At 69.7% G+C, this 26,057-nt stretch carries 21 protein-coding genes; 6 read left to right on the top strand and 15 right to left on the bottom strand.

Features of this window, described 5'->3' with window-relative positions; all coding sequences use genetic code 11:
• Nucleotide 1: 1 nt before the first annotated feature.
• The 3 genes from BLT25_RS02710 to BLT25_RS02700 are packed head-to-tail and all read right to left on the bottom strand — an operon-like array spanning nucleotide 2 to nucleotide 3,033.
• Entirely contained in the window at nucleotides 2-574 is a 573-nt protein-coding gene (locus BLT25_RS02710) for a TetR/AcrR family transcriptional regulator (protein WP_091041593.1), read from the bottom strand.
• A gap of 54 nt (nucleotides 575-628) precedes the next feature.
• A complete protein-coding gene (locus BLT25_RS02705) occupies nucleotides 629-1,426 on the bottom strand; it encodes an enoyl-CoA hydratase/isomerase family protein (RefSeq protein WP_218131215.1) in 798 nt (265 codons plus the stop codon).
• Nucleotides 1,426-3,033, bottom strand: coding sequence for a GMC family oxidoreductase (locus tag BLT25_RS02700; protein ID WP_091042435.1), 1,608 nt, complete (start codon nucleotides 3,031-3,033; stop codon nucleotides 1,426-1,428). Before BLT25_RS02700 ends, BLT25_RS02705 begins: the two co-directional genes overlap by 1 nt.
• Before the next feature lie 62 nt (nucleotides 3,034-3,095).
• Here BLT25_RS02700 and BLT25_RS02695 point away from each other — a divergent pair, with 62 nt between their 5' ends.
• Nucleotides 3,096-3,935, top strand: coding sequence for an LLM class F420-dependent oxidoreductase (locus BLT25_RS02695; RefSeq protein WP_091041590.1), 840 nt, complete (start codon nucleotides 3,096-3,098; stop codon nucleotides 3,933-3,935).
• On the opposite strand, the gene BLT25_RS02690 is transcribed toward BLT25_RS02695, so the two are convergent.
• The gene (locus tag BLT25_RS02690; protein WP_091042432.1) at nucleotides 3,928-4,767 is read right to left on the bottom strand and encodes an alpha/beta hydrolase; all 840 of its coding nucleotides are present in this window, start codon (nucleotides 4,765-4,767) and stop codon (nucleotides 3,928-3,930) included. The genes BLT25_RS02695 and BLT25_RS02690 overlap by 8 nt on opposite strands.
• 121 nt (nucleotides 4,768-4,888) lie before the next feature.
• Between BLT25_RS02690 and BLT25_RS02685 the strand changes: the two genes are divergently transcribed.
• Together BLT25_RS02685 and BLT25_RS02680 are read left to right on the top strand one after the other, a co-directional pair.
• Entirely contained in the window at nucleotides 4,889-5,341 is a 453-nt protein-coding gene (locus tag BLT25_RS02685; protein ID WP_091041588.1) for a nuclear transport factor 2 family protein, read from the top strand.
• Between the two features lie 174 nt (nucleotides 5,342-5,515).
• Entirely contained in the window at nucleotides 5,516-5,929 is a 414-nt protein-coding gene (locus tag BLT25_RS02680) for an RpiB/LacA/LacB family sugar-phosphate isomerase (RefSeq protein ID WP_091041586.1), read from the top strand.
• Between the two features lie 13 nt (nucleotides 5,930-5,942).
• Here BLT25_RS02680 and BLT25_RS02675 read toward each other — a convergent pair whose 3' ends face one another.
• The 4 genes from BLT25_RS02675 to hsaA are packed head-to-tail and all read right to left on the bottom strand — an operon-like array spanning nucleotide 5,943 to nucleotide 9,546.
• Nucleotides 5,943-6,524 carry a flavin reductase family protein gene (locus tag BLT25_RS02675; RefSeq protein WP_091041583.1) on the bottom strand — a complete coding sequence of 194 codons (582 nt, stop codon included), beginning with the start codon at nucleotides 6,522-6,524 and terminating at the stop codon, nucleotides 5,943-5,945.
• Nucleotides 6,525-6,554: 30 nt separating this feature from the next.
• Complete coding sequence (gene hsaC, locus BLT25_RS02670; RefSeq protein WP_091041580.1) at nucleotides 6,555-7,454, bottom strand: iron-dependent extradiol dioxygenase HsaC; 900 nt, start codon at nucleotides 7,452-7,454, stop codon at nucleotides 6,555-6,557.
• A complete protein-coding gene (gene hsaD / locus BLT25_RS02665) occupies nucleotides 7,451-8,353 on the bottom strand; it encodes a 4,5:9,10-diseco-3-hydroxy-5,9,17-trioxoandrosta-1(10),2-diene-4-oate hydrolase (protein WP_091041578.1) in 903 nt (300 codons plus the stop codon). Before hsaD ends, hsaC begins: the two co-directional genes overlap by 4 nt.
• Nucleotides 8,353-9,546, bottom strand: coding sequence for a 3-hydroxy-9,10-secoandrosta-1,3,5(10)-triene-9,17-dione monooxygenase oxygenase subunit (hsaA, locus tag BLT25_RS02660; RefSeq protein ID WP_091041575.1), 1,194 nt, complete (start codon nucleotides 9,544-9,546; stop codon nucleotides 8,353-8,355). Before hsaA ends, hsaD begins: the two co-directional genes overlap by 1 nt.
• Before the next feature lie 190 nt (nucleotides 9,547-9,736).
• Here hsaA and kstD point away from each other — a divergent pair, with 190 nt between their 5' ends.
• From kstD to BLT25_RS02645, 3 genes are all read left to right on the top strand, one after another.
• Complete coding sequence (gene kstD / locus BLT25_RS02655) at nucleotides 9,737-11,416, top strand: 3-oxosteroid 1-dehydrogenase (RefSeq protein WP_091041573.1); 1,680 nt, start codon at nucleotides 9,737-9,739, stop codon at nucleotides 11,414-11,416.
• Nucleotides 11,416-12,300, top strand: coding sequence for a MaoC/PaaZ C-terminal domain-containing protein (locus tag BLT25_RS02650; protein ID WP_091041571.1), 885 nt, complete (start codon nucleotides 11,416-11,418; stop codon nucleotides 12,298-12,300). The genes kstD and BLT25_RS02650 overlap by 1 nt, the downstream gene beginning before the upstream one ends.
• Before the next feature lie 157 nt (nucleotides 12,301-12,457).
• Nucleotides 12,458-13,924 carry an FAD-binding protein gene (locus tag BLT25_RS02645; RefSeq protein ID WP_091041568.1) on the top strand — a complete coding sequence of 489 codons (1,467 nt, stop codon included), beginning with the start codon at nucleotides 12,458-12,460 and terminating at the stop codon, nucleotides 13,922-13,924.
• Between the two features lie 467 nt (nucleotides 13,925-14,391).
• Here BLT25_RS02645 and pulA read toward each other — a convergent pair whose 3' ends face one another.
• The 7 genes from pulA to BLT25_RS02610 form a co-directional block, all read right to left on the bottom strand.
• On the bottom strand, nucleotides 14,392-19,692 hold the full coding sequence (gene pulA, locus BLT25_RS02640) for a pullulanase-type alpha-1,6-glucosidase (protein ID WP_218131213.1): 5,301 nt from the start codon (nucleotides 19,690-19,692) through the stop codon (nucleotides 14,392-14,394).
• Between the two features lie 126 nt (nucleotides 19,693-19,818).
• Nucleotides 19,819-21,222 (bottom strand): alpha-amylase, encoded by a 1,404-nt coding sequence (locus BLT25_RS02635; RefSeq protein WP_256328413.1) that lies wholly within the window; start codon nucleotides 21,220-21,222, stop codon nucleotides 19,819-19,821.
• Between the two features lie 161 nt (nucleotides 21,223-21,383).
• Nucleotides 21,384-22,553, bottom strand: a complete 1,170-nt coding sequence (locus BLT25_RS02630) for a lipid-transfer protein (RefSeq protein ID WP_091041565.1) — start codon at nucleotides 22,551-22,553, stop codon at nucleotides 21,384-21,386.
• The gene (locus BLT25_RS02625) at nucleotides 22,550-22,933 is read right to left on the bottom strand and encodes a MaoC family dehydratase (protein ID WP_091041564.1); all 384 of its coding nucleotides are present in this window, start codon (nucleotides 22,931-22,933) and stop codon (nucleotides 22,550-22,552) included. Before BLT25_RS02625 ends, BLT25_RS02630 begins: the two co-directional genes overlap by 4 nt.
• The gene (locus BLT25_RS02620; protein WP_256328412.1) at nucleotides 22,930-23,334 is read right to left on the bottom strand and encodes a Zn-ribbon domain-containing OB-fold protein; all 405 of its coding nucleotides are present in this window, start codon (nucleotides 23,332-23,334) and stop codon (nucleotides 22,930-22,932) included. The genes BLT25_RS02625 and BLT25_RS02620 overlap by 4 nt, the downstream gene beginning before the upstream one ends.
• A complete protein-coding gene (locus tag BLT25_RS02615; protein ID WP_091041561.1) occupies nucleotides 23,331-23,849 on the bottom strand; it encodes an FAS1-like dehydratase domain-containing protein in 519 nt (172 codons plus the stop codon). Before BLT25_RS02615 ends, BLT25_RS02620 begins: the two co-directional genes overlap by 4 nt.
• The gene (locus tag BLT25_RS02610) at nucleotides 23,846-26,023 is read right to left on the bottom strand and encodes an acyl-CoA dehydrogenase family protein (RefSeq protein ID WP_091041560.1); all 2,178 of its coding nucleotides are present in this window, start codon (nucleotides 26,021-26,023) and stop codon (nucleotides 23,846-23,848) included. Before BLT25_RS02610 ends, BLT25_RS02615 begins: the two co-directional genes overlap by 4 nt.
• Between the last annotated feature and the right edge of the window lie 34 nt (nucleotides 26,024-26,057).

Below are 26,057 nucleotides of genomic sequence, written 5' to 3'. Positions count from 1 at the left end.
CTCACTCTCTCCCGACGATCACGGCGACCACCGGCGCGAGCCGGTCGGCCATCTCGTCGTAGGTCATCAGGCCCATGCCCGCCTGCAGCAGTGCGCCGGAGAAGGCGAGCAGCAGTGCTTCCCCGACCGCCCCGTCGGCACCGTCCCCGAGCGCCGCCTCGAACCGAGAGGCGAACTCGGCTCCGATCCGTAGCCGCAGCCGCTCGACGTCCGCGTCCGAGCCCAGCAGCGCCGGCGTCACCGCCGCCGCGAGCGAAGGCTCGTCGGCGATCCGGTTGGTCAGACCGCGTACGGCCGCCTGCACCCGCTCCGCCCGCGAGCCGGCCTCCTCGACCGCAGACGCCTCGGTGAGGTGGCGCCAGAAGAGCTCGACGAAGAGGTGGTTCTTGGAGGCGAGGTAGGTGTAGGCCGTGGCCGAGGAGACCCCGGCACGCGCCGCCACCCCGCGCACGGTCAGTGCCTCGTGACCGACCGCCCGCAGCTCGTCGGACCCGGCGGCCAGGAGCCGCTCGAACGTACGCGCCTGACGGCCGTCGAGACCACGGCCGACGGCGTCGTGCACCTGACTGGACATGTGTCCAGATTAGAACGTGTTCTATCTCATCGCAAGAGAAATCTGGAACACGTTTCACACTCCAGGCGGGAGCTTGGTGAAGTCCGGCGTCCGCCCCTCGGCGAAGGCAGCCAGCGCCTCGGCGTTGGCCGGGCCGCCCATCAGCTCGGCGAAGAGCGCGTTCTCCCGCTCCCGCGCGGCGGCCGCCCCCTCACGCAGAGGTGCGGTCATGGTCGCCTTCACCGCCCGGAGGCTGGAGATCGGCTGCTTGGCCAGCGTGGCCGCCACCTGGTGCGCCTCGGCGGCGAGCGCGTCTGGCTCGGCCAGCCGCCACACCAGTCCCATCCGGAGGGCATCCTCGGCGCCGACCCACTCCGAGGAGAGCAGGATCCAGGCCGCCTCCTGCCGTCCGACGAGCCGCGGCAGCAGGTAGGAGGAGGCCGCCTCGGGCGCGACGCCGAGGCTCGTGAACGGAGTCTTCAGGCGTGCCGAGGTCGACATCAGCACCAGGTCGGCGTACCCGATGATGGTCAGCCCGATCCCCAGGCCGATCCCGTTGATCGCCAGGACCAGCGGCTTGTCGAGGGCCTCGAGCGCCTTGACGAGCTTGATGAAGCCGTAGTCGGCACCGAAGAGATCCGAGGACTCCCCCTCCGCCAGCTCGGCCATCTCCAGCAGGTCCTGGCCGGCAGAGAAGGCCCGGCCGGCTCCGGTGAGCACCACCACGGCCACCCCCGGGTCCTCGGCCGCCGCATACAGCGCCTCCGCGACCTCGGCGTAGAGCGCCGAGTTGAAGGCGTTGAGCTGGTCGGGGCGGTTGAGGGTCAGCGTACGGACACGGTCGCGGTCCTCGCGGAGCAGCAGGTCGGACATCAGGCACCCAGGATCAGGTCGGCGGCGCGCTCGCCGATCATGATCGACGGCGCGTTGGTGTTGCCGCCGGTGATCGAGGGCATCACGCTCGCGTCGGCCACGCGCAGGCCGTCGATGCCCTTCACCCGCAGCGACGGGTCGACGACCGCGCGCTCGTCGGAGCCCATCCGGCAGGTGCCGACGCCGTGGTAGACGCTGTGCACGATGTTGGGCAGCAGCTCGCGGGTCGCCTGGGGATCGGCGTAGTCCGGGCCCGGCGTGATCTCGCCCTGGTTGTCGCCCAGGCCGACCATCATCTCGCGCACCTTCGCGATGCCGTCCAGAAGCACCTCGGTGTCCTTGCCGGACTTCAGGTAGGCCGGGTCGAGCAACGGGTGCGCGGAGGGGTCGGCGCTGGCCAGACGTACGGTGCCGCGGCTCTCGGGGTAGATCAACGTCGGCAGGATGCACAGGCCGGGCTTGTTCGTCGGCGGGCGGATCGCCTTGTCGCCGTCCTGGTTCGGGAACGGGTAGACCCAGTAGAGGACGTGCAGCTGCAGGTCCGGGACCTGATCGGCCAGGGCGCTGCGTACGAATCCGAAGGCCTCGAACTGCGATCCGGCCGCCCAGCCCTTGCGGGTGATCCGCGACCTGGCGAAGCCCGCGGCGAAGTAGCCCGGCGTCGGCCGCCGCAGCGCCGAGTCCATCCGGAAGGAGACCGGCACGAAGAGGTGGTCGTGGAAGTTGTCGCCGACCGGCAGGTCGGCGTGGACCTCGATGCCGTGTTCACGGAGGTGGTCGGAATGACCGATTCCGGAGAGCATCAGCAGGTGCGGCGAGCCGTAGACGCCGGCTGCGACGATGACCTCACGGGTCGCCCTGATGGTCTGCTTGTCGCCGTCGGCGCCGACCACCTCGACGCCGGTGGCGCGCGAGCCCTCGATCCGCACCCGAGTGACCTGCGCCCTGGTCAGGATCAGCAGGTTGTCCAGGGGGTCCTCGCGCAGGTAGGCCTTGGACGCGGAGTAGCGGCGCCCCTCGGACGCCGAGAGCTGGACGACACCGACACCCTCCTGCTCCTTGCCGTTGTAGTCGTCGAGCGCACCGACCCCGAGCCGCTTGGGCGCCTCGTCGAGCCAGGTCTGCGTCGCCGGGGTGAGGTCCTTCTGGTAGCGCACCTTGACCGGCCCACCCTGGCCGCGAAACTCGTCGGCGCCGCCCTCGAAGTCCTCCATCCGCTTGAACGCCGGCAGCACGTCGTCGTAGGACCATCCGGTCGCGCCGTCGGCCGCCCAGTCGTCGAAGTTCTGGCGGTTGCCGCGCACCCAGAGCATGCCGTTGATCGAGGACGACCCGCCCAGCACCTTGCCACGGGTCATCGGGATGACCCGGTCGAGGGCGGCGCTCTGCGGGACCGACTTGTAACCCCAGTCGACCAGCTTCTTCAGCTGCGGCGTGGAGAGCATCGCGGCGACCGCTCCGGGGAGCTCGAGCAGGTTCTTGATCCCGAAGGCGGTGTCCTTGGCGCCCGCCTCGATCACGATGACGCTGGCACCGCTCTCGGCCAGCCTGCGGGCGGTGGCGCAGCCCGCACTCCCGGCGCCTACGACGATGTAGTCGGCTTCCATGTTCACTTCTCTCTCCCGGTGATCCCTTCGACAAAGACTAGAACACGTTCTACTGTTGTGTCATGCGCCACGGCATCGTCCTGTTCACCTCGGACCGCGGCATCACGCCCGCCGAGCTCGCCTCCGCCGCCGAGGAGCGCGGCTTCGACACGTTCTACGTGCCCGAGCACACCCACATCCCGGTGCGCCGCGACGCCCTGCACCCGACCGGCGGCGCCGAGCTCCCCGACGACCGCTACCTGCGTACGCTCGACCCCTGGGTCACGCTCGGGACCTGCGCCGCGGTGACCTCGCGGATCGGGCTCTCCACGGCGGTCGCACTGCCGGTCGAGTCCGACCCGATCACGCTGGCCAAGACGATCGCCACCCTCGACCACCTCTCCGGCGGCCGGGTCTCGCTGGGGGTCGGGTTCGGCTGGAACACCGACGAGCTCGCCGACCACGGCATCCCGGGCGACCGCAAGCGCACCGCGCTGAAGGAGTACCTGGAGGCGATGCGGGCGCTGTGGACCGAGGAGGAGGCCGCCTATGCGGGAGAGTTCGTCTCCTTCGGGCCGTCCTGGGCGTACCCGAAGCCGCCGCAGGGCCGGATCCCGACGATCGTCGGCGCCGGCGGCGGCCCCAAGACGCTGCGCTGGATCGCCCGCAACGCGGAGGGCTGGATGTCGACCCCGACCGAGGCCGGCATCGGCGACAAGGTGAAGACGCTGCAGGACGAGTGGGAGTCGGCCGGCCGCGAGGGCAAGCCCGAGGTCCGTGTGCTCGTCGCGAAGCGGCCGACGCCCGACGACCTGGCCGAGTGGTCGGTGGCCGACGAGCTGATCTGGGGCGTCCCCGACACCGAGCCGGCCGGCGTACTCACCTACCTCGACAAGCTCGCCGGCCGCCTCGACCTCAGCTGACCCGGCTGCCGAGTACGCCGCCGAGGAAGCTCACCACTCGGGCCAGACCTCCTCGCGAGGCCGGCGAGAGGCCGGGCAGGGTGAGGTAGGCATGGGTCGCCAGGTCCGGACAGTGCACGGCGACCTCCACCCCAGCCGTACGCAGCGCCTCGGCGTAGCGCTCGGCGTGCGGGCGCAGCGGGTCGAAGCGCGCGGTGAGGACCAGGGCGGGCGGCAGGCCCACATGGGACTCGGCTCGCAGCGGCGAGACCGACCACGCCTCGGCGCGCGACGCGTCACCGCCCAGGTAGGTCTCCACGATGCTGCCAAGCCCCGGGCCTCGCAGGCCGACGAGGTCGACGAGCGGATAGATCAGCACCTGGCCGCGGATCCGGGGTCCGCCCTCGTCGCGGGCGCGCAGGGCGAGGACGGCCGCGAGCGTTCCGCCGGCGCTGTCGCCCATCACCGCGATCCGGTCGGGATCGGCGCCGAGGTGGTCGGCGTTCGCCACCAGCCACCGAAGAACCGCCCAGCAGTCATCGACGGCCGCGGGATGGGGATGCTCCGGCGCGAGCCGGTAGGCCGGCGCCACCACGACGGCCCCGGTGCGGGCCGCGATCCGCCCGGCCATCCAGCGGGACTGCTCGGGCGAGCCCCAGCACCAGCCACCGCCGTGCAGGACCAGCACGATCGGCCGCTGCGAGGTCGCACCGGAGCGCGGGGTGCACACCCGCAGCCGGATGCCACCGGCCCACTCCTCGCCCACCCGTACCCCCGGTCCGTCGGTCCCGAAGACCCAGGTCAGATGGCGGTTCGCCAGCAGCGCCGCCCGCCGCTCGCGCAGCTCGACCATCGCGTCCACACCTTGATCCTGCACCTGGCAGACGGTCCTCGTCGTGACATCCGGCCGACCGGTGGCAGAACGGCAGCCCACAGCCGCCCATTTGTAGAACACGTTCTACTATGCTTGGTCCATGAGTGACACCAGGGAGATCGAGCAGCTGAAGTACCGCTACGTACGCCTCCTCGACACCAAGCAGTGGGATGAGTTCGCCACCTGCTTCAGCGATGACGCCACCGCCGACTACGCCGGGCTCTCGTTCACCTCACCGGGCGAGCTGGTCGACTACATGCGCACCAATCTGCCCGACACGATCATCACGATGCACCACCTCCATCACCCCGAGATCGCCGTCGACGGCGACATCGCCACCGGCCGCTGGTACCTCCACGACAAGGTCTTCGCCGCCGCCTTCGGGTTCGCTCTCGAGGGCGCCGCCTTCTACGAGGACCGCTACGCCCGTACGCCCCAGGGCTGGCGGATCTCCCACACCGGCTACCAGCGCACCTGGGAGCTCACCACCAGCCTCAAGGACCAGCCCAGCGCCAAGTTCACCGGCCCGGGCGGACCGGCCACCCACGCCTGAGCTCAGGCGTCGTACGCCGTGCGGTGCCGTGGCTGGTAGATCTGGATGTCGTCGGCCCCGGGGACCCGGACCATCGCGACCAGGCCGTGGGATCGTCGGAGTAGACCAGGGTGTGACAGGCGAGGATCGCCGACGCTACCCCTGGACGTGGCGGCCGAGGATAGGTTGTGGACCATGCGGATCGTGTTCGGCGCCGATGACGAGAACGAGACCACACGGGCGGTGCTCGACCACCTGCGCGAGCGCGGAGAGGTGGAGGTGCTCACCACCACCTCCTGGCCAGACCTGGGCGCCGGCATCGGCCGGGCGGTCGTCGAGGGCCGCGCCGACATCGGTGTGGTGATGTGCTGGACCGGCACCGGGACGGCGATCGCGGCCAACAAGGTCCCCGGTGTCCGCGCCGCACTGGCCTGGGAGCCGTGGATCGCCCGCGGCGCACGGCTGTGGAACGACGCCAACGTGCTCGCGATGAGCCTCAAGCGGCTGGCCCCCGATGTCGCCGTCGAGGTGACCGGGGCCTTCCTCGACGAGCCCGAACCCGATCCTGACGAGGCGGCCGCGATCCGCCGCCTCGACGAGCTTCCCTGACCCCGCTCCGCCCTCAGCCCAGCTCTCGGTAGTTGCTGCGGAAGAACAGCAGCGGCTCGGTGGCGGTGCCCTCCTCGAGGTCCAGGACGCGGCCGACGACGAGGTAGTGGTCGCCCTCCTCGTGGACCGAGTGGACCGCGCAGTCGAGATAGCCGACGGCTCCTTCGAGGTGCGGGTCGCCGTGGTGGGGCGACGGAGTCCAGGAGATGTCGGCGTACTTGTCCGCGGCACGCGAGGCGAACTGGTTCGAGACCGCTTCCTGGCCGGCGGCGAGGATGTTGACCGAGAAATGCCCGGCGCGACGGATCCGGGCCCAGGCGCGCGACGACTTCGTCGGCGCGAAGAGGATCAGCGGCGGCCGCAGCGAGACCGAGGAGAACGACTGGCAGGTCATCCCGACCGGCCCCTCCGCGGTCTGCGCCGCGATCACCGTGACCCCGGAGGCGAACCGGCCCAGCACCGTACGGAACCGGCCGTCCGCCTCCGCGTCGGCAGGGGTCTCCGGCGGGGACGGTGGCGCCTCGAAGTCGAAGCGACCGTGGAAGGACTCGATCAGCTCGGGATGCGGCCAGCTCTCGGCGGCATCGGGAGACATCCCGTCAGGCACCTCTATACGCATACCCGATCACTGGCCTACGCCGAAGTCGTGACCCCAGTACGAGACGGCCGTGGACTCCCGGGCGACCCACCTCTGGTCGTCGACCTGCAGTCCCTCGGTGCCGAACTCGATGTCGAAACCACCCGGGGACTTCACGTAGAAGGAGACCATCTCGTCGTTCATGTGCCGCCCGAGCGTCGCCGACAGCTTCGCACCGTACTTCTTCACCCGCTCCAGCGCTCGGCCGACGTCGTCGAGCTTGTCGACCTCGAGCATGATGTGGACGCACTTGGAGTCGTTGGGGAAGGGCAGGAACGCCAGCGAGTGGTGACGCGGGTTGATCCCGAGGAAGCGCAGCCAGATCTTCGTGCCCGGCTCCTTGCCGGCGAACTCGCCGGGCATGCTCATCGAGTCGCGCAGCCGGAACCCGAGCGTGTCGCGGTAGAACTCCAGCGCCTCGACGTCGTCGGAGACCGGGATCACCACGTGGCCCATCCCCTGCTCACCGGTCACGAAGGTGTGGCCGTAGGGCGAGACCGCGGGACGGCGCTCGTAGGTGATGCCGTGGAAGAGCTCGAAGACGTTGTCGAAGGGGTCGCGGAAGCGCAGCATCTCCTGCACCCGGCGCTCGGCGAGCTCCTCGGGGGTGCCCTCCTCCACCTCGACCCCGGACTTCTCCAGGTGCTCGCGGGCCTGCGCCAGCGCGGTGTGGTCGGCGACCTCCCAGCCCACGCAGCCGAGCTGGTCCACCTCGCCCGGCTCGATCACGAGCCGGGCCGAGACCTCGTCGATGCGGTAGTAGAGGTGCTCCGGGTTCGGACCCTTGGCCGTCACCAGCCCGAGGACCTTCTCCGCGAACGTACGCCACGCCTCCAGGTCGGTGCTGGTGACGCGTACGTATCCCATCGACTTCAGGTCGATCGTCATGACTTCTCCTCGGGATTGCGTTCGCGGTGCCGCTTCAAGAACGAGACGGCGACCTCGCGGAACTCGTCGGCCGCCTCGATCTGTGCCCAGTGCCCACATCGCGGGAAGACATGCAGCTGCGCCTTGGGGATCAGCTTCAGGGCGGGGAACGCGCCGTCGAGAGGGTTGACCCGGTCCTCGCGTCCCCAGGTGAGCAGGGTGTGGTGCTTGAGCCGGTGCGCCTCGCGCCACAGCATGCCGTCCTCGGCCGTCTCGGGGTTGTAGAACGACCATCCCATCGACGCCATCGCCTCGCGTGCACCGGGCGCGGTCGCGTCCGCGAACCGCTCCTCGACCAGCTCGTCGGTGACCAGCTTCTGGTTCACGACCATCGTCGAGATGAACGCCTTGAGCGCCTCCCGGGTCGGGTCGCCGGAGAAGTCCATCAGGCGTTGTACGCCCTCGGTGGGATCGGCATGGAAGAGGTTGAGCGAGAGCCCGCCCGGCCCCATCAGCACCAGCCGGCCCACTCGTTCCGGATAGGTGAGAGCGATCCGCATCGCGGTCCCGCCGCCGAGCGAGTTGCCCAGCAGGTGCACCTTCTCCAGGCCCAGCTCGTCGAGGAGGGCGATCACCGCGTCGCCGGCGAAGCGGTAGTAGTTGCCCACCACCTCCGGCTTGTCGGAGGCGCCGAAGCCCGGCTGGTCGACCAGGATCGTGCGAAAGTCGGCCGCGAAGCCCTCCAGCGCGGAGCCGAAGTTGGACCACGACGAGGCCCCGGGACCCCCGCCGTGAAGCATGACGAGCGGCAGGCGGTCATCGGCCGGCGACCCGAGATCGTAGTAGCGCAGCGTGATCTCGCCCGCGGCCTCGGTCTTGATCGCGACGTCGTGGGCGACGTCCTCCTTCACGAGCGCCATCAGTACATCCCCGGGTCGACCTTGTGCCCGAACTCCGAGGCGCCGTACATCTGCAGCGCCCGCTCGGGGTCGTTGGCCGCGTGGACACGGCCCGCGTGGGCATCGCGCCAGGCGCGCTGCAGGGGCGTGCCCGAAGCCAGCGCGCGGCCGCCGGAGGCCTCGAAGAGCAGGTCGATCGCGTCGATCGCCCGCTGGGTGCCGAGGACCTGGTCACGGCGGATCCGCAGCCGCTGGGTGATCGGGATCTTCTCCCCGCGGGCGACGTAGGCCTGCTGCTCGCGGATGTTGCCCATCAGCAGCGCCCAGGCGGCGTCGATGTCGGAAGAGGCGGTCGCCACGCGTACGGCGGCGAAGGGGTCCAGGGATGCCTTCTCACCGTAGGAGGCACGGACCCTGTTCTGCTGCATGGTCACGTGCTCCTCGTAGGCGCCGCGAGCCATGCCGATGATCGGCGTGGTGATCGTGGTGGTGAACAGCGAGTGGAACTGCAGCTTGTAGAGGTCGCCGGTGTTGACCGCCTGACCGGGGCCCTTGCAGCGTCCGGTCTCGGCCATCGAGAGCGTGAAGGCCTCCGGGATGAAGACGTCCTCGACCACGATGTCGTTGGAGCCGGTGCCGGCCAGGCCGACGACGTTCCAGACGTCGACGATCTCGTAGCTGGCGCGCGGCACCAGGAACGTACGGAAGTCGACCACGTGGCCCTCGTCGTTGAAGACGAGGCCACCGAGCAGCACCCAGGTCGCGTGTGCGCAGCCGGAGGAGAACGACCAGCGCCCGGAGAGGTTGAATCCGCCCTCGGTGATAGCCGCCTTGCCCACCGGTGCATAGGAGGAGGAGACGCGCGTGTCGGGATCCTCACCCCAGACCGCCTGCTGGGCCTCGTCGTCGAAGAGCGCGATCTGCCAGGGGTGCACGCCCAGGACGCTGGAGACCCAGCCGGTCGATCCGCACGCCGAGGCGATGTCGCGCACACAGGTGTAGAAGTCGACCGGGTCCGCCTCGAGACCGCCGAACCGGGTCGGCTGCAGCAGTTTGAAGAAGCCGACCTCCTCCAGCTCCTTGACGCTCGACTCGGGCACGACCCGGAGACGCTCGGTCTCCTCCGCACGGTCCCTGATCGTGGGCAGCAGGTCCTGCACCCCGTCCCTGACGGTCTGTGCGTCCTTGTGGGGGCGCTGTGTCGGTTCGCTCACCGCTCTGCCTTCCTGCATGGTGTCCCAGATGTCCTCGGACGGCGCGGTTGGTGCGCTGCCGATGGATCAATACTAGAACACGTTTCAGTTTTGTCGAGTCCCTGGGCGTGTTTCGTCGACTGTCGTCTATGGTAGAACGTGTTTCAGTTCTTAGATAGCGCCGCCTGATGGCACGAGGTTGAGGAGCACCATGGGACAGTCCGACGAGGAGACCTACGACGTCGTGGTCGTGGGCGCCGGAGGCGCCGGGATGACCGCCGCACTGGCGGCCGCGCGCCGTCACGGGCTCGAGACCGTGGTCATCGAGAAGAGCGCGTACTTCGGTGGCTCGACGTCCCGCTCGGGCGGCGGGGTCTGGATCCCCCGCAACCACGCCCTCGAGGCGGCCCACCAGAAGGACTCCCCCGAGGCCGCCAGCCTCTATCTCGAGTCGATCGTCGGCGACGTCGTGCCGAAGGATCGCCGCGAGACGTTCCTCGGCCGCGGCCCGGAGGTGCTCTCCTTCGTCTGCGACAAGACCCCGGTGCGGTTCACGTGGGTCCCCGACTACGCCGACTACCACCCCGAGGCCCCCGGCGGCCGCGGCGCCGGCCGCTCCGTCGAGCCGGTCCCGCTCGACGCCCGGGTGATCGGCGAGGAGCTCGGCCGGCTGCACCCGCCCTACACGAAGTCGCCGGCCAACATGGTCGTCACCCAGGCCGACTTCCGCAAGATCAGCCTCGGCATGCGCACGATCCGAGGCCCGATCACGATGGTCAAGATCGCGGTCGCCCGCATCCTCGCCGGCCTGCGCGGCAAGAAGATGTACGCCATGGGCGCGGCGCTCGCGATCGGGCTGCGCAAGGGGCTTATCGACGCCGGCGTCCCGATCCGCTACGAGACCGAGCTGGTCGGCCTGGTCACCGAGGGCGGCCGGGTCGTCGGTGTCGAGGTACGCCGCGGCGAGGACGGCCCGACGACGGTGATCCGGGCGCGGCGCGGCGTGATCCTCGGCTCCGGCGGCTTCGAGCGGAACCTGGAGATGCGGGAGAAGTACCTGCCCGCCCCGACCTCGGTCGAGTGGACCACCGGCGCCCACAGCAACACCGGCGGCGGGATCCTGGCCGGGATCGCAGCCGGAGCCGACACCGACCTGATGGACGAGTCCTGGTGGGGCCCGACGATCCCGTTCCCGGGGCGGCCGTGGTTCGCCCTCGCCGAGCGCAACCTGCCCGGCTCGATCATCGTCAACGGCGCCGGCAAGCGGTTCATGAACGAGGCGCTCCCCTACGTCGAGGCCGTCCACGAGATCTACCGCGGACAAGAGACCGGCGTCTCCCACGTCCCGGCGTGGCTGGTCTTCGACCAGCGTTACCGCAACCGCTACATCTTCGCCGGGCTCGGGCCGAAGCAGCCCTTCCCGGGGCGCTGGCTCAAGGACGGCGTCGTCGTGAAGGCGTCGACCGTGGAGGCGCTGGCGGAGAAGATCGAGGTGCCCGCCGACGGCCTGCGCGAGACGCTAGCCCGGTTCAACGGCTTCGCCGAGTCGGGCGTCGACGAGGACTTCCACCGGGGCGAGTCGACCTACGACAAGTACTACTCCGACCCCACCGTCAAGCCGAACTGCTCGCTCAACGTGATCGACCAGGCGCCGTTCTACGCGGTGAAGATGGCCCCCGGCGACCTCGGCACGAAGGGCGGCCTGGTCACCGACAAGCGCGCCCGCGTGCTGCGGCCCGACGGCTCCGCCATCGAGGGCCTGTACGCCGCCGGCAACGTCTCCTCCGCCGTCATGGGCCGCACCTACGCCGGCCCCGGCGCCACCATCGGCCCCGCCCTCGTCTTCGGCTACCTGGCTGCCGAGGACTGCGCCATGAAGGAGACCAACTGATGCCCATCGACCCGACCAAGGCCATCGGCGCGTCGCTGCCGTCCCAGTCGTTCTCGTGGACCTCGTCCGACGTGCTGCTCTACCACCTCGGCATCGGCGCCGGCTCGCGTCCCGGCGACGCGACCGACCCGGCCGCGCTGCGCTACACGCTCGATTCCGATGCCCTCTCCGTGCTGCCCTCCTTCGGGGTCGTGGCACCGACCTTCCACGTCACCGAACCGCCCTCGCTCGACCTGCCGGGCTGCGACATCGACCTGGCCTCGGTGCTCCACGGCTCCCAGGAGATCCAGGTGAACGGCCCGATCCCAACCTCGGGCGAGGCCGTCGTCTCGACCCGGATCGCCGAGGTCTGGGACAAGGGCAAGGCTGCCGTGATCGTCCAGGAGGGCACCGCCACGACCCCCTCCGGCGATCCGCTGTGGACCGTCAGGAGCTCGATCTTCGTACGCGGCGAGGGCGGCTTCGGGGGCGAGCGCGGGCCCTCGACGGCGCTGCCGGTCCCCGACCGCGCGCCGGATGCCGTGGCTGCGTACGACGTCACCGAGCAGCAGGCGCTGCTCTACCGGCTGTGCGGCGACCGCAACCCGCTGCACGCCGACCCCGCCTTCGCCGCGAAGGCAGGCTTCCCGAAGCCGATCCTGCACGGGCTGTGCTCCTACGGGATCGTGCTGCGCGAGGCGACCGCCCTGCTTCTGGACGGGGATGCGACCCGGGTCGCCGGGTTCGGCGCCCGGTTCGCGGGGATCGTCTTCCCCGGCGAGACGATCTCGATCGAGGCCTGGGACGAAGAGCCGAGGATCTTGGTCAGGGCCACGATCTCGTCCGACGATCCTGCCCGCGACGGCGCCCCGGTCCTCGCCGACTGCCACCTGGAGGCACGATGAGCCGCGTACGTCGGTCGAGCCGGATTCGTGAGGAACGAGCGAATCCGTGTCGAGACCAACACAGTCGATCCGCGTCCCGTGGGGGCTGTGTTGGTCTCGACACGCCTCCGCCTAGCGGCTCCGGCGGCTCAACCAGCGGGAGGCGAGGGCGATGAGCATGAGCGGCACGACTCTCCCCGACGTACTCTCCCCTTCCGACGTCGAGGAGCGCTTCGGCGGCTGGTCGGAGGAGACCGACGTGATCGTGGTCGGCTTCGGCGTGGCCGGCGGGGCCGCGGCGCTGGAGGCGGCCCGGGCCGGCGCCCGGACGATCCTCCTGGAGCGTGCCGCCGAGCCCGGCGGCACCTCGGCGATGGCCGGCGGCCACTTCTATCTCGGCGGCGGCACCGCGGTGCAGAAGGCCACCGGGATCGAGGACTCGGCCGAGGAGATGTTCAACTACATCCACGCGGTCTCCAAGGAGCCCGAGGACGACAAGATCCGGGCCTACTGCGACGACTCGGTCGAGCACTTCGACTGGCTCGAGGCGCTGGGGTTCGAGTTCGAGCGCACGTTCTGGCCCGGCAAGGCCGTCATCCAGCCCGGCACCGAGGGGCTGATGTACACCGGCAACGAGAAGGTCCACCCGTTCCGTGACCTCGCCGTCCCGGCGCCGCGCGGCCACAAGGTGCCGGTCCCGGGCGACACCGGCGGCGCCAAGCTGGTCGTGGACCGGATGGCCGACCGGCTGGCCGAGACGTCGGCGGTGATCCGCTACGAGACCGGTGCCACCAACCTGGTGATCGAGGACGGCCGTGTCGTCGGCCTGGCCTGGCGACGCTTCGAGGAGCGCGGCGCGATCCGCGCCAAGGCGGTGATCCTCGCCGCCGGCGGCTTCGTCGGCAACGCCGACATGGTCGCCGAGCACACCCCGAGCCTCGGCGAGAAGCTCTTCCCGCTCGCCTCCACCTACGACGACGGTCTCGGACTGCGCCTGGGCGCATCGGCGGGCGGCCGCTGGCGGTTCATGGACGAGCCGTTCCAGACCGCTCCGTTCTACCCGCCCTCGATCCTGCTCACCGGGATCATCGTCAACAAGCACGGCGAGCGGTTCGTGGCCGAGGACTCCTACCACGCGCGTACGGCCGCCTTCGTCATGGAGCAGCCGGACTCGGCCGCGTTCCTCATCGTCGACTCCGCGCACATCGAGCACCCGAAGATGCCGCTGTGCCCATTCATCGACGGCTGGGAGACGGTCGAGGAGATGGCGGCCGGCCTGGGCGTACCCTTCGAGACCCTGAACGCCACCCTGACCTCCTACAACACCCACGCCGCCGACGGCGAGGACCCGGAGCTCCACAAGGCGCCGGAGTGGACCGAGCCGCAGGACACCGGTCCGTGGGGCGCCTATGACCTCTCGCTCGGCAAGGCGATGTACGCCGGGTTCACCATGGGCGGCCTGGCGACCACCGTCGAAGGACAGGTACGCCGCGAGGACGGCTCCGCGATCGCCGGCCTCTACGCCGCCGGCGCCTGCGCGGCCAACCTCGCGCAGGATGCCAAGGGCTACGCCTCCGGCATGCAGCTCGGCGACGGGTCGTACTTCGGTCGACGGGCCGGACGGCATGCCGCCGGGCTGGGGTGACCGGCCTCACAGCTTCGGCAGGGTCGGCGATCCCCGGTCGGGGACCCTGCCGGCGGCCAGCTAGTCTTTACAGAAGCTCGCCAGGCGGAATGTTGCCATATCACATATCCATTCTGAAGTGAAGAGCTTCGGTAAAACTTGGGACCTTCGACCCTACGCGCGTTGTCGTCTCGGCTGGTTATGTATACGCGATGCCACGGGTATCGCCGTATCCGGCTCTCCCGACGCGTCCGCAGGCCATCGGTCCCCACTCGACGCCTGTCGCCGAACTAGCCGAAAGGAATCCCCATGTTCGACTTCCGGAGCCCGGCCGGCCTCATGGTCATCGCCGCCCTGGTCGTCATCGCGCTCGTCGTGGTCGGCGCCATCGCCGGCAACAGCCCCTCCTGATCTGACGCCGAGCTTCCTGACCAGGAAGCCGCAGGCCCCGGCTCGACGAGCCGGGGCCGCGCCCGTTCTCGAGCGGGTCAGCGGGTGAAGACCGCCACCGTCCGGGCAGGCACCGTGAAGGTGCCCGAGCCCGACTCGAACGTGGCCGCCTTCACGACGTCGTCCGAGCCTTCGGCCTGGGTCGGGTGCAGCCGGTAGTCGGCGCCCGCGGCGCCCGCCACCTTCTGCTGCTGCCTCGTCGTGGTCGCGTTGAAGACGACCACGAGGTCACCGAGGCGCATGGTGATGACACCCGGCGTCTCGTCCGTGCCCGAGAGCGGGAACCCGAGCTTCTCCTGGACCTGCCCGGTGGTGGACAGGTGGAAGGCCGGCTCGTCCGTACGAATCCTCAGCAGGTCCTGGTAGGCGGCCGAGGCCCCCTCGATGTCCGCGCAGTCCGGGGACGACACCGCGGACAGGAGCGGTTCGGCGTAGGGCCACTTGTCCTCGTTGTCGGCCGCCGGCGGTAGGCCTCGGCCGAACCCGTTGCCGTCCTGGCAGTCCCAGTGGATGGCGTTGAACCAGTCGCCGGAGTCGTAGGAGTTGCGATCCAGCGACTTCGAGCGCAGCAGGTCGGTGCCGGCCTGAGAGAGCGCCGGGCCCTGCGAGAGCGCGGCGGTCGCCATCGCGAGCACCTGCATCCGGGAGCGGTCCGCGGCGCTGGTCGAGGCGGGCAGCTTGAAGGTGAGCGCGTCGTAGAGCGACTCGTTGTCGTGGGCATCGGCGTAGGCGAGCGCGTCTCCGGGCTCGGCCGCGTAGCCGGCCGGCGAGCCGTTGTAGTCGACCTGCGACCCCTTGACCTGGTTGCCCGCGGTGTCGGTGAACGAGTAGTCGGCGAGGTTCCCGGACAACCCGACCTTGATGAGGTCCTGGTAGTGCAGCAGCCGGGCCCTCTGCTCCGCCTCGGTGCCGTTGGCCGCCGAGGTGTTGGGGTCGGTGAACAACCCGCTCGCGAAGCCCTGGACGCCAGGATCGGCGTCGAACGGACCGCCCCCGCGTACGGCATCTCGGGCGCGGTCGCTGAAGGTGGCGATGCCGGTGCCGGCCATGTTCTTCTGGGTGGCCTGCACGAAGCGGGCGTCGTCGGCGATCTCACCGAAGTTCCAGCCCTCGCCATAGAGGATGATCGACTTCCCGTCGACGCCGTCCTTGGCGAGGGTGAGGGCGTCGAGGGCCTTGCGGACGGCCAGGATGTTGGCCTTGGGGTGGTGGCCCATCAGGTCGAAGCGGAAGCCGTCGACCTTGTACTCCTTGGCCCAGGTCACGATCGAGTCGACGACGAGCTTGCCCATCATCGTGTTCTCGGGGGCGGTGTTGGCGCAGCAGGTCGAGTTGGCGACGGAGCCGTCGGCGAGTAGCCGCTGGTAGTAGCCGGGCACGATCCTGTCGAGCACCGACGTCTTCGCCTGGCCGCTGCTGGTGGTGTGGTTGTAGACCACGTCCATCACGACCCGCAGACCGTCCTCGTTGAGCGACTTCACCATCTGCCGGAACTCGACCGTCCGGTCGGTGCCGTCGGGATCGGAGGCGTAGGAGCCCTCCGGGACCGTGTAGTGGTAGGGGTCGTAGCCCCAGTTGTACGCATCCTTCGCTGCCGCCGCGGCGACGCACTCCTGCTGCTCGTCGCTGTCCTCGGCATAGGAGGCGAGGTCGCAGTCGGGCGTGGTCTGGTCGGCCTTCTTCTCCGGGATGGTGGCGATGTCGAAGGCCGGCAGCAGGTGGACGTACGAGGTGCCGGACCCGGCCAGCTTCCGCAGGTGCTTGGAGCCGTCGCTGTCCTTGTCGGCGAAGGCGAGGTAGCCGCCCGGATCGTCGCTGGTCTCGTCCTCGACCGAGAAGTCGCGGATGTGGAGCTCCTGGATCTGAGCGTCCTTCATGGACACGGCCTTCGGCTTCTTCAGGTTCGACCAGCCCTGGGGAGCGAGCGACCTGTCGCCGAGGTCGACTACGAGGCTGCGCTCGGAGTCGGTGGTCAGCGCGACCGAGTAGGGGTCGGTGACCTTGTTCGTGACGAGCTTCTGCACGCTCGGCGCCCACACGGTCACGGCGTAGCGGTACTCCTTGCCGCGCCAGGCCGAGGCGGATCCGGTCGCCGACCAGACGCCGCTGGCGTCGTCGCGGCGCATCGAGACCGACGTCCTGCCGAGCTCGAGCCTCACCTCATGGGCGGTCGGCGCCCAGACGGACAGGGTGACCTTGCTGCCCTTGAACACCGGGCCGAGCTCCGCCTTCGCGGCCTTCGCGGCGTAGAGGTCGTCGAGGATGCCCTGGGTCTGCACGCCGGTGCCGGTGACCAGGGCGCCGTTGCCGAGGCGCCGGGTGAGCACGACCTGGCCGGCGAGAGCGCCCCGGATCCGGTCGCGGTCACGGGTGTCCACGGTGAAGGCGGTGTAGTCCTTCAGGTGTGGGAACTCCGCCTTCTGCGCGTCGGTCAGGGACGTGGTCTGGAGCCGCAGCCAGCGGCCCTCGCTGCTGAGGGCACCGTCTTCGACGGTGATGCCGCCGTCGCGGTCGTAGACCAGCTGGGTGGACAGCGCCGAGCCGCTCGCCATCTCCTCGGGGAGCACGACGGTGGTCTCGTCGATCCACTGCGCCTGCGCCTTGGCCAGGTCGAGCTCGGGCGCCGACCCGACCGACGGCAGCAGGTAGCCGGTGTCACCGGAGTTGAGCCAGACCTCGTGCCCGTACGTCGTCAGGTCGAGCGAACGGTCGTTGGGGATGTCCTTCTCGTCGCCCTTGTGGACGATGTAGTTGAGCGAGGTGGCGCCGTCGACCAGCGGCACCTCGAAGGTGGCGCCGTAGGCGTCCTTGCCGGTGGGCTGCAGCGGCTTGGACCACTCGGTCGGGGTCGCCGCGCCGGTCCAGGTGTGCAGGCCCCAGCCCTCGTAGTCGCCGTCGGCGCGGTGCAGGTGGATGACCGCCTTGGACGTGTCGGGCTCCGGGTAGACGCCGTCGGGCCTGGTGGTCTCCTGGCCGTCGGTGCCGGCCTCGACCCAGACCTCGCCGGTCTCGGCGAGGTCGATCGTCCGCTCGGCACCGTCGGCAGTGCCGTCCTTCTCGACGCTGTACGTCACCGAGGAGGCGCCGTCGGGGAGCTTCACCCAGGCGAAGGCGCCGTACGCGTCGCGGCCGCTGAACTCGCCGCTGAGCTCATTCCCGGGGTCCCCTGCCTGCAGGGTCCAACCGGTGTAGTCGCCGTCAGCCCGCCGGTAGTGCACGACCGCGTAGTCGCGGTCGACGGCGCTCGGGTTCTCGGCCTCGGGTGCTGCTCCGGCGGTGGTCTCGGCGAGGGCGCTCGCCGTACGTCCGCCACGGTCGACCACCACGGCCTTGTAACGCAGAGCGGTGCCGGGGGCGACGGTCCCGGGGACGTACTGGGTGATCTTGTAGGGGGCGTGGTCGACGGAGCCGAGGGTGCGCCACTTGCCGTTGCCGACCTGGGCGGCGAAGACGACGCGGGCGTCGGAGGTCTCCCCTGGGTCGGCGCTCAGGGTCACCATGCCGGTCACGCCGGCATCCGGGGCGGTCAGGGACAGCGTCGGCTTCGCGCCGGCCGCGGGGAGCTCTGCCTCGGCACGCAGGACGACCGAGGAGAGCGCCGGGACGGTCACCTCGATCGTGCCGTCCTTCGCCTTCGCGGTCCCTTCGCCGCCGTAGATCGTCTCGAACGCGGCCGACTCCACGGGCAGGGTGACGGTCTTCGCCTCGGTGGCGTTGTTGGCCGCGACCACGTACTCGCGGTCGTCCCCGGTGCGGGAGAACGCGTAGACGGAGTCCTCGGCGTGGAGCTCCTGCTGGGTGCCGCCGGTCAGCGCGGGGTTGTCCTTGCGGAGCTTCGCCAGTGCGGCGATGGCCTCGTACAGCGGGTGGGTGGTGTCGTACGCGTCCTCGGCATGGGTGCGGTCGGTGCCGATCTGGTCGTCGTCGAGGTAGTCGGCGACCTGAGAGGCGAACAGCGTCTGGCGGGCGTCTTTGTCGCCGCCGGCGCCGGTGAAGCCCTGCTCGTCGCCGTAGTAGACGACCGGGTTGCCGCGGGAGAGGAACATCAGCTCGTTCGCGAGCCGGGCGCGCTGGACCAGCTCGGCGTCGGTCGCATCGGGGTGGTCGGCGGCGAGGAAGGTGCCGATCCGGCCCATGTCGTGGTTGCCGAGGAAGGTGACCTGCTCGTAGGCGTTCGCCTTGTCGGAGGCGTACTTGTAGTCGTCGGCGAAGACCTTGGCGAGCCGCTCGGCGGGGACACCGAGCGAGGCGTAGGCGCGGGCGGCGTCCTGGAACGGGAAGTCGAGGGTGCCGTCCAGACGGCCGCGGGTGACGTACGGCGAGGTGATGTCGCTGTCGGCGGAGTAGACCTCGCCGAACATGAAGAAGTCCTCGCGACCCTGCTTGGCGGCGTAGGCATCCAGAGCGGTGGCCCACTCGGTCCAGAAGTCCAGGTCGACGTGCTTGACGGTGTCGATGCGGAAGCCGTCGATGTCGAAGTCGCGGACCCATCGTTGGTAGATCTTCGTCATCCCCTCGACGACCTCGGGACGCTCGGTCCACAGGTCGTCCAGGCCGCTGAAGTCGCCGTACGTGGTCGACTCGCCCTCCCAGGTGGAGTCACCTCGGTTGTGGTAGAGCGTCGGGTCGTTGAGCCAGGACGGCACCATCTCGCCGGTGTTGGCCGGGGTGTAGGGGAACGAGTCCTCGTCGACCGTCACCCGGTCAGCGGCCGGGTCGGCGTCGTCGAAGGGGCGGCCCTCGGCGTCGAGATACGGGAAGGCGCCCTTGGGGCGGTAGCCGTACTTCTTCTCGGCGTAGTCGACGGTGTCGGCGGTGTGGTTGGTGATGACGTCGAAGAAGACCTTCATCCCCTTGGCGTGGGCCGCGTCGACGAGGGTCTCGAGGTCCTCGTTGGTGCCGAAGTGCGGGTCGACCTGGGTGAAGTCGGTGATCCAGTAGCCGTGGTAGCCGGCCGAGGCGTTCGCGCCCTCTCCCTGGACGGGCTTGTTCTTGAAGATCGGCGCCATCCAGATCGCGGTGGTGCCGAGGCCCTTGATGTAGTCGAGGCGGTCGGTGAGGCCCTGGAGGTCGCCGCCCTGGTAGAAGCCCTTGTCGGTGGGGTCGAAGCCGGTCGAGGTGCGGCTGCCGGTCAGGCCGCCCTTGTCGTTGGAGGTCTCGCCGTTGGCGAACCGGTCGGGCAGCACGAAGTAGAACTGCTCCTTCGTCGCGTCGTGGCGAGCCGGCTCGGCGGCCAGTTTGGCGTCCGACGGCGGCTTCGGGGCTTCGGCTGCCGAGGCCGGCATGGCCGTCTGCAGCGCCGTGGCGAGCAGTGCGGTCGCGAGCGCGGTCGCGGCCAAGCGGGGCGCGCCGTGTGCGCCACTTCTTCGATTCACCTTGAGGGGCCTCTCTGGATTGTGCGGGGCATGCGGTGGAGGCCGGCCGCCCAGCGCCCACGGGGTGGCGCCGGACGGCCGGACGGCGGGTCAGCTGCAGCTCATCGCGCCGACGTGCAGCGCGAGGGCGGTGTTGGACCCGAGGGTGGCCGTGAACTGACCGGAGCCGTTCACGGTGACGTTGTTGCCGGTCTGTACGTCGCAGTAGGTGCCGGCCGCCAGCGACGTCTGGAAGGTGCGGGTCAGCGAGCCGGACTCGTGGTTGATCGCGACGTACGCCTTGCTGCCTCGACCGAACGCGATGGCGTCGGCGCCGTTGTCCCACCAGTTGGTGACGGACTGGCCGCGGGCGGTGTTGCGGAGGGCGACCATCTTCTTGATCTCCGGCCACGCGTGCTGGCACTTCCAGCCGTCCTGCCAGCAGGCGTTGACCCTGCCGCCGTTGGGCGGTCCGGCGTCCTTGTCGCTCCACTCGTAGCCCGAGTTGATGTCGGGCGAGCCGTAGGGCCAGGCCAGCATGAAGACGTTGGCCAGGGTGTAGTTGGCGCCGTCCTTGTAGTTCAGGGTGTCGCCGCCGCGCTCGGTGTCGTGGTTGTCGACGAAGACGGCCGAGCTGCCCGAGGACATGTAGCCCCAGCCCTCGCCGAAGTTGGTCAGGTAGGCGAGGTTCTCGTTGTTGAAGACCCGCTTCAGGTCGCGGGCGTAGCGGAACTCCTGGACGTCACCGTTGCCGAGGTACTCGCGGGGCGAGACCGCCTCGCCCGCGCCGTAGATCGCCTCCTGCTTCCAGTAGACGTTGGGGTTGCTCAGCCGGGACTTGATGTTGGCCAGGTCCGAGGCGGCCATGTGCTTGGCAGCGTCGATCCGGAAGCCGTCGACGCCGAGCGAGAGCAGGTCGTTCAGGTAGCCGGCGATCTTGCCGCGTACGTAGCCCTCGCCGGTGTCGAGGTCGGCGAGGCCGACCAGCTCGCACTCCTGGACGTTGGTGCGGTCCTGGTAGTTGCTGATCTGGGCGGTGCAGTTGTCGAGGTCGAAGGAGGAGTAGAGGCCGGGGTAGTCGTACTTGCTGTAGGACGAGCCGCCGGTGCCGGTGCCGGAGCCCGCGGACATGTGGTTGATGACGGCGTCGGCGACGACCTTCACGCCGGCGGCGTGGCAGGTGTCGATCATGTTCTCGAAGGCGGTGCGGTCGCCCAGCCGGCCGGCGATCTTGTAGCTAACGGGCTGGTAGGACGTCCACCACTGGCCGCCCTGGATGTGCTCCTGGGGTGGGGAGACCTGGACGTAGCCGTAGCCGGCCGGGCCCAGGGTGTCGGTGCATTCGCGGGCCACCGAGGCGAAGTTCCATTCGAACATCACCGCGGTGACGTCCTTGTCTCCCGGTGGCGCGGCCTGTGCCGGGGCCGAGACCGGGATCGTGAGCGCGACAGCAGCTCCCGCCGAGAGGGCAAGTGCGGCAGCCATGGCGGATCTGGCGATGGATTGTCTGGCCATGGTTCCTCCTATGTCGAAGGCTGAATCTTGCTGCAAGATCTTGCAGAGAGACCGTAGGGTGATCGCCGTCACACGTCAACCCTCAGGGGCCACACAAAGAAGTTGCACCGCCAGAAGCGGATCTGGCGGTGCAAGGGTTTGCGCAAACTTTCAGCGCGAGATCAGGAGGAGGTCAGGACCAATCCACTCGTGGGTACGCCGGTGCCCGCGGTGACGAGCACGCGCGCGGCGCCCGCGACCTGGTTCACCGAGGTGCCGCGCACCTGACGTACGCCCTCGGCGATGCCGTTCATTCCGTGCAGGTAGGCCTCGCCGAGCTGGCCACCGTGGGTGTTGATCGGCAGTCGCCCACCGAGCTCGATGGCCCCGTCGCGTACGAAGTCCTTGGCCTCTCCCCTGCCACAGAAGCCGAGCTCCTCGAGCTGCATGAGTACGTAGGGGGTGAAGTGGTCGTAGAGGACAGCGGTGTCGATGTCGGCCGGGGTGAGGCCGGACTGGCGCCAGAGATCCTTGGCGACCACGCCCATCTCCGGGATGCCGATCTCGTCGCGGTAGTAGGAGGTCATCACGTACTGGTCGGTGGCGCTGCCCTGGGCGGCCGCGGCGATGCTGACCGGCGGGTTGGGCAGGTCGCGGGCCCGCTCGGGGCTGGTGACGACGATCGCGACGGCACCGTCGGACTCCTGGCAGCAGTCGAGCAGGTGCAGCGGGTCGGCGATCATCCGGGAGGCCTGGTGGTCCTCGAGCGTGATCGGCTTCTGGTAGAAGAACGCGGCGGGGTTGGTCGCGGCGTGGCGACGGTCGGCGACGGCCACGGCACCGAAGTCCGCGCTGGTCACGCCGTAGTCGTGCATGTAGCGGCGCGCCTGCATGGCGACCGTCGCCGCTGGCGTCGAGAGTCCGAGCGGGTAGGTCCAGGAGTTGTCGATGCCGTTGGTGTTGACCTGCTGGGCCGCCCAGGGCTGCACCTGACCGAACCGCTGGCCCGAACGCTCGTTGAAGCCGCGGTAGGCGACCACGACGTCCGCGACCCCGGTGGCGACCGCCATCGCGGCCTGCTGGACCGTCGCACAGGCCGCGCCGCCGCCGTAGTTGATCCGCGAGAAGAACCGCAGGTCACCGAGGCCGAGCTCGCGCGCGAGGGCGATCTCGGAGCTGGTGTCCATGGTGAACGTGGTCAGCCCGTCGACGTCTGCAGGGGTGAGCCCGGCGTCCTTCAGTGCTGCCCTGGTCGCCTCGACGCTGAGCTGGAGCTCGGAGCGCCCCGACTCCTTGGAGAACTCGGTCGCGCCGATACCGACGATCGCGGCGCTGTTACTGAGGGTCGTCATGCGGCAACCTTCACGGTGCCGGTCACGTGCGCACCGAGGGAGACCGATCCGGTGACCTGGATGGTGGCGACGCCGTCGGCCACCTCGGTGACCTCGCCGGAGAACGAGAGCGTGTCGTAGGGGTAGGCCGGGGCGCCCAGCCGGATCGAGATGCCCTTGATCTGAACATCAGTGCCCGCCCAGTCGGTGACGTAACGCTCGCACAACGCCGTCGAGGTCAGGATGTTCATGAAGATGTCCTTCGAGCCGGCCGCTTGGGCCCGGTCTCGGTCGTGGTGCACGTCCTGGAAGTCCCGGGTCGCCAGCGCGGTCGAGACCACCAGCGTCGGGGTGATCGGCAGCTCCCAGGCGGGGAGCTTCTCTCCGGTGCGCATGGTCATGGCCTCCTCCAGATCGGGAGCGTGAGCTCCTCGTCGATCACGTTCCAGTCGACGACGAGCCGTTCGTCGATCTTCAGGGCGTCCTCGCCCTCGGGCGGCACGCCGGTCACCTCCGCCACGAGGCGTACGCCTTCGGGCAGGTCCAGCAGCGCGACCACCAGCGGGAGCTCCTTGCCGGGCAGCTTCGGGGCATGGACGACGGTGAACGAGTAGACCGTCCCCTCGCCGCTCGCGACGACATGGCCGCGGTCGTAGGCGTCACAGGCCAGGCACGCGGGGCCCGGCGGGTGCCGCAGCGTTCCACAGGCGTTGCAGCTCTGGATTCGCAACTCCTGCTTGGCGGTGCCCTCGAAGAAGTACGCGTTGTCGAGCCCGATCACCGGGCGCACGGGGCCGCTCATGCCGTCACCTTGGGGATGAACTTGAGGACGCGGAACAGCATGGTCGCGACCCGCTCCTCACCCACGTACCAGGTGCTCCGGGAGGTGACGAAGTAGCCCACACCCATCCCGGTCTGCTTCGGGCCGACGACCGAGTCGAGGGCCGTGGTGACCCGGACCTGCTCACCGACGCGGAGGTAGCGGTCGTAGCTCTGCTCGGAGTTGGTGCCGAGGACGCCGTTGAAGCCGGCGTCGGTGAGGACGTTCATCATCGCGTGCAGCGGGTCGCGGTCGGGATGGCGCCCACCCTGGCCGTACATCGTCCACACCTGCGCCATCGACGGCGGCGCCTCGCCCTGGTGGAACCGGTCGGACTCCAGGCCCATCGCCTCGAGCCAGTTGTTGATCGTGGGCTGGTTGACCAGGTCGCGGGCCTCGCGCTCGGCGGCCTCGCCCCACGCCTTGACCTCCTCGGCGGCGGCCATGATCTTCTCGTGGATCGCGTCGTCCACCAACGTCTGCTTCTCCGCGTTCATCGGGGCACCCTCGGCATCTCGAGACCGAACATCGCGATCAGCTCGCGCTGGACCTCCTGGACGCCGCCACCGAAGGTGAGCACAAGGTTCCGCTTCGCCTGGGCGTCGAGATAGTCGAGCAGGCTCCTCGTGTCCGGATCACCGGGATCGCCGTGCCGGTGAACCAGTGCGATCAGGTCGGCGAGCAGGTGCTGGACCTGGTCGGCGGCGAAGACCTTCGAGGAGGAGGCGTCGGCGACCTCGATCTCGCCGCTCTCGGCCGCCCGCGCGACCTCCCAGTTGAGCAGCTCGTTGATGCGGAAGACCGCGGTGGTCTTCCCGATCAGCGTGCGTACGTCCGGGCTGTCGGTGACGCCCTGAGCGGTCGCCCAGCGCAGGACGCGGTCGCGCAGACCCTCGATGCGACCGGCCGGGCCGAGCATGACCCGCTCATGGTTGAGCTGGGTGGTGATCAGCTTCCAGCCCTTGTTCTCCTCCCCCACCAGCATGTCGGCCGGGACGCGGACGTCGTTGAAATAGGTCGCGTTGACGTGGTGGGAGCCGTCGGCGGTGATGATCGGGGTCCAGGAGAAGCCCGGGTCGGTCGTGTCGACGATCAGGATCGAGATGCCCTTGTGCTTGGGGGCGTCCGGGTCGGTGCGACAGGCGAGCCAGATGTAGTCGGCGGAGTGCCCGCCGGTGGTCCACAGCTTCTGGCCGTTGACGACGTAGTGGTCGCCGTCCCTCCTGGCTGTCGTCCGGAGACTCGCCAGGTCCGTGCCGGCCTCGGGCTCGGAGTAGCCGATCGCGAAGTGCACCTCGCCGGCCAGGATCCGGTTGAGGAAGAGGTCCTTCTGCTTCGTCGAGCCGTAGCGGATCAGCGTCGGACCGACCGTCTGCAGGGTCACCGAGGGCAGGTGAACGTCGGCGTATTGCGCCTCGTTGGCGAAGATGGTCTGCTCGACCTCGCCGAGGCCGTGGCCGCCGTACTCCTTCGGCCAGCCGACGCCCATCCAGCCGTCGTCGCCGAGCTGCTTGATGAGCTTCTGGTACGTCGGGCCGTGCCGGTCCCAGGAGCCCTCCGGACCCGGATCGGCCGGCTCTTCGTGGGCCAGGCTCGCGAAATAGGCTCTGACCTCGGTCTTCAGGGATCGCTGCGCCTCGGTCAGCTCGAGGTTCTTGGTCCCCTCGGTCTCGACCGGGACAGCCTCGGCCGGGGTGTTCAGCAGGTGGGCGATATCGGTGCCCCAGGTCGTGAACCCGAGCAGTGGGTAGGTCACGTCCACACCCATGCCGCCGTGGAGATGGTGACAGGTGCGGAAGGCGTACGGCGCGACCTGGCTGGCCCAGTAGGCGGCGACCGACAGGTCGACCGTCGCGGCTCGCTGATCCGCGACGGTGGCGACCGCGTTGTCGGCGGCGAGGTCGAGCGTGCGGGAGGTGACATAGACGTCTGCCATCTGCAGCGCGACCGCCTGGAACTCCGCCAGCGCTCGGCCGAACTGCTGCCGGTTCTTCACGTAGGCGGCGGTGAGATCCCGCGCGCCGGCGAGCACGCCCGCGGCGCTCACCGCCAGCCCGGCGGTCGCGAGAGCGGTCAGGGCCTCGAAGGCTCCCTCACCCAGCACCTCGGCCGGGGCGTCCTCGAGCACGACGGTGTGCTGCGGCACCTCGCCCGAGGTGCTCGCCGGGACCAGCGTGACGCCGGGTCCGTTCGGGTCGACGAGCGCCACGACCGGTGCACCGGTGTCGGCGGAGGTCGCGGTGACCAGGAGGCGCGTGCTCTCGGCGGCGTACGTCACTCCGGTCTTGCGACCACTGACCGCGCCGTCGCGGTAGGTCGCCGATGGCGTCTCTGGGCGTCCCGGCTCGAGCCACGCCGGGGTCAGCAGCGTCTCGCCGCTCGCCACGCCGGACAGGATCGCGTCCTGCTGCTCCGGCGTCCCGTGACCGGCGAGCGTCAGCGCGCCGACCGCGAGCGTCTCCCAGACCGGCACCCGCACCGCGTGGCGCCCGGCTTCGCGCAGCAGCACAGCGATCTCGGTCAGGCCGAACCCCTCGCCACCCTGGGCGTCCGGCACTGGCAGTGCGGTCAGGCCGGCACTCGCCCAGGCCGACCAGTCACCCCGGTCGGACTCGCGGGCAAGGACCTCGGCCACCACGCTGCGTACGGCATCGAGCGTCTCGTCTCCCATGCCGAAACTGTAACGTGTTCTACTTCGGTGCGCG

Origin of the sequence: Nocardioides sp. YR527, assembly GCF_900101045.1 — a bacterium.
Classification (GTDB): domain Bacteria; phylum Actinomycetota; class Actinomycetes; order Propionibacteriales; family Nocardioidaceae; genus Nocardioides.
Note: the sequence above shows the minus strand (reverse complement) of the source record. Positions and strands in the feature narration are given on the sequence as shown.